Origin of the sequence: Mobiluncus porci (assembly GCF_009695935.1) — a bacterium.
Classification (GTDB): domain Bacteria; phylum Actinomycetota; class Actinomycetes; order Actinomycetales; family Actinomycetaceae; genus Mobiluncus; species Mobiluncus porci.
The window spans coordinates 1-9,512 of sequence record NZ_VUMY01000029.1 but is presented as its reverse complement, the minus strand read 5'-3'; the positions used below and the strand labels follow the sequence as shown (position 1 = coordinate 9,512).

Below are 9,512 nucleotides of genomic sequence, written 5' to 3'. Positions count from 1 at the left end.
TGATCCGAGATTTCTATCCCAAAGGCACCGACTTCAGAAAAATCAGCGACGACGACATCACAGAAATGCAACACCTTCTAAACATCCGCCCCCGCGAAACCCTCGGCTGGCAAAACCCCGCCGAAGCGCTCAATGTTGCACTCACCACTTGACACCGCCTGCGATATTCTCCTGGGTTAGAACCGCGAGTTTTCAATTTGGGCTAAAACCGCCGCGGGGGAGAGGTCGGAGGGGAACCGGAAACCGGCCCGAGGACTCAGAGACATCCCTTCCCAGATCACCGGCCCGTCCACCGAGGCCGAGCGCTTAAACTGCTGGGTCAAGAACCGGCGATAAAACACCTCCAGCCAATGCAGGATTTCCGCGCGCTCAAAATAGCGGGGCTCGGCAAAGAGCGAATCCAGGGAGAAGCTCTGACTTGGCTCGAAGCCGTTCTCCACGCCGACATCGCGGCTGGCATTTGTTGAATCCGTTCCGGCCCCCGCGCCCCGAGTGAAGGCTCCCAGCGCCAGGAAGGCGACCAGGTCGGGACCGGCCCCGCGCAGCGTGTGGTAGAGGAAAAAGTCATGCAGGAGATACGGGCCGATGGTCCCCTCGGTGGTTTGACGCTGCACTTCGCCAGTGGCATCCGCGTGGGCGGGGATAAGCTCGGGGGTGACTTCCGTAGCCAAAATGCTCGCCACCACCTCGCGCAAAGCGCTCGAATCCGCCACCAAATCCCGCTCCACGAGTTCCTCCACGGCGACCCGAATCAAATCCGGCATCATCGATTTCGGCACCCCGCCATTGACCCCGTAGTGGCTCATGTGGTCGCCCACCCCGTAGGTGGACCAGCCGAGCGCCGCTTCGGAGAGATCGCCGGTTCCCAAAACGAACCCCCCACGCTGGTTGGCGAGCCGGAAGAGATAGTCGGCGCGCAGTCCCGCTTGGACATTCTCGAAAGTGATGTCATAAACCGGCTCGCCGTTTCCCGCGGGATGTCCCATAGTTTTCAACATCTCGGTCGCGGTGGGGCGAATATCGATGAGTTCGCAGCCGACCCCGATAGCCCGCGCGAGACCTTCCGCGTTTCCTCTGGTGTGGTCGGTGGTCGCGAAGCCGGGCATCGTGAAAGTGAGGATGGATTCTCGCGAGGTTGTCGGATCGAATGCTGCGGTTTCAACAAGGGCCCGCCCGCGCTGAGCCTTTGCTGACACGGCTACCAACAGCGCCAACGTGGAATCGAGCCCTCCGGAGAGGCCGAGAATGATGTTTCCGTCCTCGACTGCCTGGAGGCGTCGGGCGAGAGCTGCGGATTGAATCTCGAAAGCCTCCTGGAGGTCGGCGCGGTAGCGGCGCGGCGAAGCGGGCACCAAGGGGCGCTGGGCGGGAGGCTCCAGCAGGGGCACCTCCGTTGTGAGGTCGAAATTCACCTCAAAATCGCCGTAACCAGTCATTTCTCCGTAATCTGGTCCGGTGTAGCGCGAGCCTCCGGCGAGTTCCGGTAAGGCGACATCCGCCAAGGTCAGCCCGCCTGCGCCGAGGTGCTCCTCCGCGGCCAATATCATCCCATCTGCGGCGATAAACCCGCCCGCAGTGTGGGAGCCATCCGTGGAGGATTCTCCGTGAGAACCGATGGACTGGACTACTGCTAGGCGCAGGTCTCGGGATAACTCGCGGGCGGCGCGGTGGAGTCGGCGGGTGGCGCCGACGGTGTGAGTTGGCGCCACCAGTTGGGCGATGAGGGTCGTGCTGGGCTCTAAAACTTCACCGGTGAGGACTTGTGAAATCCGTTCCCCAACCACGGGAAGAATCCGCAATCCCGGAAGATTATCGGCTCGAAGCCCCCAGGGAGCATCCACGTCATCAACTACGCTGCCATCGAAAATCGAGATGGCTCGAGACACTCCCGACAGGCGCGCTCCAAGAATGGTGACCAGCCCGAAATCCGCGGTCTGTCCGGCAATATAATCCAGGGCGGACACGGCACCATTTGCGACAGAGGTGTTTCTTCCCCAGTCTCCGACCGTCGTTCCGGTCAAGCAGTCTTGCGGGAAAACCACTACGGCGGCGTGGGCGGCGGCGGCCTCACGAGCCAGTTCCACGATTCTAGTGGCGTTTTCACGCGGGTTTCCGGGGATGACCTCGAAGGTGGCGGCGGCGACTCGCACCATTCCATGAGCGTAGAGATTGTTGAATTCCATGATTCCAGTCTAACTATCCGCGCCGCGGTTCGGGTACGCCGGAAATATAAACCGCAGCGGAACCCCCGCGAAACACCGGCAACGAAAGTAGGATAAATGCGAGTCCAGAGAAAGGAACCCCCGTGAGTGTCCGTAAAACTGCTACTAAACTTGCTGATGGTCGCGATTTGTTTTACTTTGATGATTCCGAGCCCTATGTGAGTGGGGAAAAGACCCGCCGCTTGGACGACCCCAGGCCCTTGCCGAACCGTTTTGATCCGGTCGATGGTAAGCCGGTCGAGGGGCCGGTGATGCGCCAAGATCCGCTGACCGGAGACTGGATTCCGATGGCGGCAAACCGCATGAACCGAACCTTCCTCCCTCCCGCGGACGCGAACCCGCTGGGTCCGGCTCGTCCCGGAGCCGAGTACCAGGACGGGGAGATTCCCGATACCGACTACGACGTGGTTGTGTTCGAAAACCGTTTCCCGTCCCTGATGGAAACCCCGGAAACCCGCGGACAGATTCAGGAACCACAACCGGTGGACGGGGAGCCCTTGTTCCTGGAACAGCCCGCGAACGGTCGCTGCGAGGTGGTGTGTTTCGGGCCGGATCTGAACACGAACCTCGTCTCTATGGGGCCAAAACGGATGCGAACCGTGATCGAGGCTTGGTCGGATCGGACTGCCGCGCTTTCGGAAATCCCCCAAATCAAGCAGGTTTTTGTTTTCGAAAACCACGGCAAAGATATCGGGGTGACTCTCGCCCACCCCCACGGCCAGATTTACTCCTATCCCTATCTCACCCCGAAAACTCAGGCGATGCTTCGCCAAGCCCGAACCCTCGCGGATAAAACCGGAAACCCGCGGATAAATCTCATCGAAACCGTCCGCGATGCGGAGATTCGCGCCGGCATCCGTGTTATTGCCGAAAGCGCCGAGTGGGTGCTGTATGTGCCGGTCGCGGCCCGCTGGCCCATAGAGTTCCATCTTCTCCCCAAGCGGCTAGTTCCAGATTTCGCCGCACTTGACGAGAAACAGCGGGAGGGCTTGGCCGATATCTACTTGCGGATGATGATTATTGCCAACCACTTCCACCGCGACCAGGACGGGACCTACATTCCGGTCAACTACATCTCCGCTTGGCACCAAGCGCCTGTGGCCGTCGAGGACGGAAGAGAGCTACTCGGACTCCATAACGAGTTCTTCTCTTTCCTCCGCGCGCCCGGAAAACTCAAGTACCTGGCCGGCTCCGAGTCGGGGATGGCCGCCTGGATTTCAGACACCACCCCGGAAAAGATTGCCACCCGCGCTCGCGAAGCGGCGCGGGAATGCGTGGAACTCGGCGCTTTCGACGGTTTGACTGTCCCGATCGAATGGAAGTAACTCATGGATCTGAATTTGATGCCGCAATTTGCTGACACCTACACCGCCCAGGACGGATCCGAAAGGGTTGCGAAACTCTTCCGTCTCACTTTCGGGACGGCTCCGGAAGGAACCTACCGCGCCCCCGGACGGGTCAACGTCATCGGGGAACACACTGACTACAACGGCGGGGTCGCGATGCCCTTGGCGCTGCCCCACGCCACCTATGCCGCGGTTTCCCCGCGCAAAGACCGGCGCCTGCGGCTCGTCTCCGCCCAGATGAACGAGCCAATCGAGCTGGATCTGGATGACTTCGCGATGAGCCTGACCGACAAGATTCCCGAGGACGGCTCGCGGGTTTTCAAAGGACCTGGGGCCTATGTGGGCGGGACGATTCTCGGTCTTGAGGACGTCTTGAAGATTAGCGGGGAGTTCCCCGGTTTCGATGTGGCCATTGATTCCTGTGTCCCACTCGGCTCGGGGTTATCATCCTCGGCGGCATTGGAATGCGCGGTCGCGGTCGCAGTGGATGATTTGCAAGAGCTGGGCTTGGCAGGCTCGATAGCTGGACGCCGCCAGCTCCTCGAGGCGGGACGCCGCGCGGAGAACTTCTATGTCGGGGCGCCCACGGGTGGGCTGGATCAAGCGGCAGCTCTCTTGTGTTCTCCCGAGCACGTCATCTTGCTGGATTGCCGTACTTTCGAGGCGGAATCTTGCGAGTTCAACATGGGAGCGAAAGGGCTTGAGCTTTTGGTGATCGACACGAAAGCGCGCCACGACCTCGCGGACGGACAGTACGCCAAACGCCGCCAGACCTGTGAGGTAGCGGCCGCGGCGATGGGGGTGGAGTTCCTCGGGGATTTGGTGCCCGCAGGGGAAAACACCGATGTGGGCGCGCTCTTGGGTCAGTTGCGGGAAAAAATCGGAGATACGGAGATTGCCCAGGAGGTCTTCCGCCGCGCCCGCCACGTTTTGACGGAGATTGTCCGCACTCGCGATTTTGCCGCGGAACTTCAAGGCGAGGGGTGCCCCGATGAGTTGGGGCACTTGATGAACGCCTCCCACGACTCGCTGCGTGAGGATTACGAAGTAACCTGCCAGGAACTCGACGTGGCTGTGGATTCGGCGCGGGAAGTGGGAGCTTACGGAGCCCGCATGACCGGTGGCGGTTTCGGCGGGTGCGCGATTGCGCTGGTGGAAGCGGACGAGGTGGAGAAGACGGCGCGAGCCGTGATGGACGCTTTTGCTCGCGAAGGCCTGCGTGAGCCTTCCTTCCTCTTAGCCGAGCCGAGCGCGGCCGCGGAGAAACTTTAGGCTGGGAGAATCCTGGTTTTTCCGTGGCTTTTTAGTGAATTTCGCGAGTCGTGACACTTGACCGAGCGGTAATGTTTCAAGGTCAGGATTTGCGTCTTTGGAGGTCATCAAGGTGGGTGACCCAACTTTGTCCTAACAAATTGCTGAAAGTGCTTTTGACCGCGATTTTTCCTTCCTAAAATTTCTAATGACAGGCGGAAATCTGCCGACTAAATAGATGTCAGACAAGAAGAGTTTGAAGGAGCAACATGCAACTCAATGGCTTGGGACTATACCAGTCAAATGCGCTAGCGCAGCCCTGGTTCAATTCCTCGAAAGCTGCTGAGGCGAATGTCGTTGGAAAAGAACTTGCCGATTCCAATCGCGGGACAGTCCCTCTTTCTGCCAACAAAGTTGCTGCCCTAGCTCCAAAGTCTCTCGTCTCCAACGGCAAACTTGCCAAAGTCAACGGTATCGGAGACGAACTCCAAGTTTCTCCCACTTCCAACACCCGCGCGGAAGTTTCTCGCGCAAATCTCAGCGCTCAAACCGCGCAGGCCGCGGTAACAACCGCCAAGGCCGTTAATGATTCGCTGGGAAAGACCGAGATGATTCTTGCTGGGATGAGCGATATCGTCTCGGCTTTGGCCAATCCTGGGACTTTAACCGTCTCGCGTCGCCAGGAGCTCTCCGGTCAATTCGGCCAGCTCTCCGCCGGTCTTGATGTCTTGGTCTCCGGAGAGTCTTTTGCGGGTCATAAAACTCTTGATGGCAAGTTCCGCGCCACTTTCAGCGTGGGTGGGGAATCCAAAGTGACGATTGATGCGACTCTCCCCAACGGCAAGGCCTTTAGCGTAGAAGGCCTTGGTCTTGAGGGATTCGCCGTTTTTCTTTCCGAAAACGGAGCCACGCTCCAGCCGGAACAGGGCGAAGCCATGGGACGCGGCCTTGACATTGCCCGCAGTGCGGTCTCCCAGGTGCGTTCCGGTCTTGACCAGGCCGCAGATGCGGCGATGGGCGCTATGACCGAGACTTCCCCCTTGATGAGCTCCGAAGTGGGCGGTTCGCGGGAGATAGCTTTGAACTTGGCTCAAGCAGCTAAAGAAAGCGTCAAAAACGGCGGAGCTGCGGCTTTCCGAGCTCAAGCGAATACCGCGATGTCTTCCGCGTTGCGTCTTTTGGTCTAACTCGGATTTTCTCAAAACTCTAAAGGGAGGAGTGCGGAGAGATTCGCGCGCTGTCCCGAAGCTTTTGCTGAGCCGTCCGCCAGGGCATCGTCCCAGTTTAATTCCCCCGCGGCAAGTCGAATCCAAGTTTCGGGGGTCACCTCGACAACCGCCGGCGGGGTTCCGCGCCGATGCGTGGTTCCTTGGAGAATCTGGACTGCTCCGAAAGGCGGGACGCGAACCTCCACCGCGCGACCGGGGGCTCGTTCCGCCAGCTCCTGCAGCGACCAGCGAACCGCGGTGGCGAGCGTTTCCCGGGAAGGGTTGGGCGCGGGCGCGGATTGTCCTATCAAAGCGATGGGGTTGTTAGTGGCATCAGCAAGAGAATCTTGGGTTCCAGAGGTATGGTCTCGAATCGGGGCTGAACTGGGATTTAGGGAAGAAATGCAGGCGTCGAAAGCGGCTTGTCCTTCGGTTTTCGGAATCCTTTTAACCACGATTCGTAATTTTACCCATTCCCAGCAACTTTTCAGACTGGTATCATTAAGACAACAGCTTGGTCGACTGAAAAGCACCGAAAACTTCGGCGGCTGAGCCAATGGAATGGCTGGATTCCTCGGATTCCAGTGGATGAAACTCAAGGAAGGTGAGAACAATGGCAGTTCAGATTACCCCAGATTCTTCCTCTGCCTTGCTCGCGGCTCGTTCAGCCCAGAAAGCCGCGGCGGCTCGTCAGGCTGATAGTTTACAAAGCACGGCGGGAGGTCGCCCGCGCGGTGCTGACTCGGTCCAACTTAATTCTTCGGCTACGACCAGCAAGGTCCAGGAGGCGCATCGCACTCTGGCTCAGGCTCAGCGCGGCATGGGCGCTTTGGGAGTGGCTAACCATTCTTTGAGCGAGGCTTCCAAGCATCTCGGCTTTGTCCAGAGCGTGGTGGCCTCCGGTAAGTCAGGTCCGGAGGCCCGCCTGGCTGTGGCTGACGGTTTGGCGAATCTTGACCAGGCGGTACGTGGAGCCAAATTCGAGGGCCGCAACGTTCTCGATGGAACCGATTTTTCGGTGGCTACTTCCGCTAGTTCGGTGAAAGTCGGAGTCGGCAGCCAAGACCTCCAGGATCTCGCCTCCCTGCTTGCCAGTGGCGGGCGGGGTATCAGCGCCTTGAATTTGGAGCGGCCCGCAGCTAGCGCGAAAGCCTTGGAACAGGCCAGCAACCTGATTGCCGGCACAATGCAGGAAGTCACCTCCCAGGCCGGAAACTTGAACGGTTTGCTCGGTGAGCTCGGCGCCGAGCTCGACGGGGTTGCTCCGGCAACCTTGAGCGGGTCTGACGCTACCGGCGCCGCCTCGGCGTCTGCTGCCGCAATTGCGGCAGCCCCGACTGCGGCGATGTCCTCCCAAGCCACCGTGTCCGCGACCACCGTGGCGCGCTTGCTGGCAGATTAATCCCTATCTTCTTGGCGAGCCTTCCGGAATTATCCGGAGGGCTCGCTTTTTTGGCCCGCGGGCTTTTGATGTTGGTCGGTTGTTGGTGATTTATCGTTGATACACCCGACTGGCTCTGTAACTCGGGAGATTTTGGGCATTGCTGCCACTATTGCCACTCATGGCCGTATTTTCCCGAGTTACGGAACTGACTATGACTAGAATCGCTACCTTCGATTCCAAAAACACCCCGCTGAGAGACCACAGCGCCTTTCCTTGAGCGACACCTTGCTGAATTCGCCTTGTCTGAACAATTGGACAAGCGAAAACTGCCCCTTTTCAAGAGGCTAGGCGAGCCTGTACAATCATTTTTTGGGAGCCTTGTCGGCATTGCCGCGGAGCTCCGAGAACTCAAGGATTGAATTCTTTTCACTATCAAGGATGGTAGGGCTATGACCACATTAGCTGTGGACGGAAGTGTCGCGGTGCCGGTAACCGCGAGTGATTTTGCTCTGCCGATTTCCTCAGACTCGCCGTCTTCTCCGCCGCCCCCGCCAGTTCCGACAGTCCCTCTCGATTCCGGCCCCGGCTATTCCCTGGATGTGTCCGGGATGCCGAGCCATCTCGCCTATGCCTTGGGCTCTCTCGGATCAAGTTTTGCTGACGGCGCCGGGGCAGGACTGGCCTCTAACTATCGAGTGGTCTCCGGACGGTTCCCGGCCTCCTCAGGCAGTTCGGTCGTTTCCGTTTCTAGTTCTAACGCGGGGGGACCCGTCTCCTTGGGTTCGGTTCTGGGGAACACCTTTGGGCTCGCCACCGCGGGGGCAGCCGGCGCGGCGCAGTCAGTCAACACCAACGTGATGGCGCTTAATGCCTACCGCCACGTCGCCAGCGCCCACCAGATTCTAAACGATTCTCTCCAAAAACTTTCGAGCGGGAAACGCATCAACACCGCCGCCGATGATGCGGCAGGACTCGCCATGGCTGAAAACATGCGCTCGCAAATGCTCGGCAGCAAACAGGCGATTCGCAACGCCCAGGACGGGATTTCGATGGTGCAAACTGCTGACGGGGTTCTTGGCACGGTTCACTCGATGCTGCAGAGGATGCGCGTGTTAGCGGTTCAAGGCGCTAACGACTCCAACGGCACGGCTGAGCGCGGGAATATCGCGATAGAGATGGATGCGATCCGCCACGAAATCGGGAGGATCGGCGAGGTCACCGAGGTTTTGGGACGCAAGATTTTAGGCGATAAATATGTTGAGCCGGCTGACGCCTTGCGGATTCAAATCGGCTCCAATGCGACGGACATGGAGACGATTGCGGTGACCTTTGTTGATGTCGTCGACATCGCTAAGGAGCAGTTGTGTTACATTCCGCAAGACGCCGACAACGCCGCGTTCCAGGGGGCGATTCGCAATATTGACGGCCAAATCGAGGTGATTTCGAGCGCGCGGGCAACCCTCGGATCGGTGATGAGCCGCTTTGAACACACGATTAATACGTTGAACGTTACAGTGGAGAACCTAAGCTCGGCACAGGGTCGAATCGAGGACAGCGATGTGGCTTTGGACGCTTCGAGATATATGCGTGGTCGGATCCTCACCCAAACCTCGCACGCGATGCTCTCTCAGGCGATGGTGGCCCCGCGCGGAGTGTTGTCTTTGCTATCAGTGGCTTAGAATTGAGCGACTTTTTGGCGTCCGTAAAGCCTGAAAAATGAGTGGAGGATGCTTGCAACTTTTTCTTCGAAAATGTTGCGCGCCGCTTCCTTGACCTCGGGCATCCCGAGCAAGCTCGATGCCGCTCGATCAAACTCTTTGGCGGAGGATGGGGGAAATCCTCCGCCAAACTTTCTGACGTGCTTAAACGTCTCGATTTTTCCGTTTCGTGTAACTTCCGTGTAACTACAAAACGCTCTGACCTGCAATTATGTTACACGCGCGAAAACTATGTTAGCACAAACTCATCGGCCGCGGATGTTGTCCACTTTCCCCAGTAATGATCATGTTCAATCAAGCTTTTTTCGTATACGAAACTAGGAGCGTGGGATAATCTGGTTATGGTTCTCAAACGCAGCAAGGCTCACAAGAAGCTGGCAAAG

Annotated in this window: 7 protein-coding genes; 5 read left to right on the top strand and 2 right to left on the bottom strand. The window is 58.6% G+C overall.

Translation table 11 applies throughout. The annotated features are described in order from the left end of the window. Nucleotides 1–176: 176 nt before the first annotated feature. Nucleotides 177–2,183, bottom strand: coding sequence for an NAD(+) synthase (locus FYJ63_RS10775; protein ID WP_154546584.1), 2,007 nt, complete (start codon nt 2,181–2,183; stop codon nt 177–179). A 122-nt stretch (nt 2,184–2,305) separates the two neighbouring features. Here FYJ63_RS10775 and galT point away from each other — a divergent pair, with 122 nt between their 5' ends. From galT to FYJ63_RS10760, 3 genes are all read left to right on the top strand, one after another. Then, the gene (gene galT / locus FYJ63_RS10770) at nt 2,306–3,547 is read left to right on the top strand and encodes a galactose-1-phosphate uridylyltransferase (protein WP_338106922.1); all 1,242 of its coding nucleotides are present in this window, start codon (nt 2,306–2,308) and stop codon (nt 3,545–3,547) included. Nucleotides 3,548–3,550: 3 nt separating this feature from the next. Beyond that, nucleotides 3,551–4,840: a galactokinase gene (gene galK, locus FYJ63_RS10765; RefSeq protein ID WP_154546583.1), complete on the top strand. Its 1,290-nt coding sequence runs from the start codon at nt 3,551–3,553 to the stop codon at nt 4,838–4,840. Between the two features lie 248 nt (nt 4,841–5,088). Further along, entirely contained in the window at nt 5,089–6,006 is a 918-nt protein-coding gene (locus tag FYJ63_RS10760) for a FlaA (RefSeq protein WP_154546582.1), read from the top strand. 11 nt (nt 6,007–6,017) lie between these two features. Here FYJ63_RS10760 and FYJ63_RS11300 read toward each other — a convergent pair whose 3' ends face one another. After that, complete coding sequence (locus FYJ63_RS11300; protein ID WP_420846028.1) at nt 6,018–6,482, bottom strand: sterol carrier family protein; 465 nt, start codon at nt 6,480–6,482, stop codon at nt 6,018–6,020. 158 nt (nt 6,483–6,640) lie between these two features. Here FYJ63_RS11300 and FYJ63_RS10750 point away from each other — a divergent pair, with 158 nt between their 5' ends. After that, nucleotides 6,641–7,429 (top strand): hypothetical protein, encoded by a 789-nt coding sequence (locus FYJ63_RS10750; RefSeq protein ID WP_154546581.1) that lies wholly within the window; start codon nt 6,641–6,643, stop codon nt 7,427–7,429. 431 nt (nt 7,430–7,860) lie between these two features. Next, entirely contained in the window at nt 7,861–9,090 is a 1,230-nt protein-coding gene (locus FYJ63_RS10745) for a flagellin (protein WP_154546580.1), read from the top strand. The last annotated feature ends 422 nt before the right edge of the window (nt 9,091–9,512 follow it).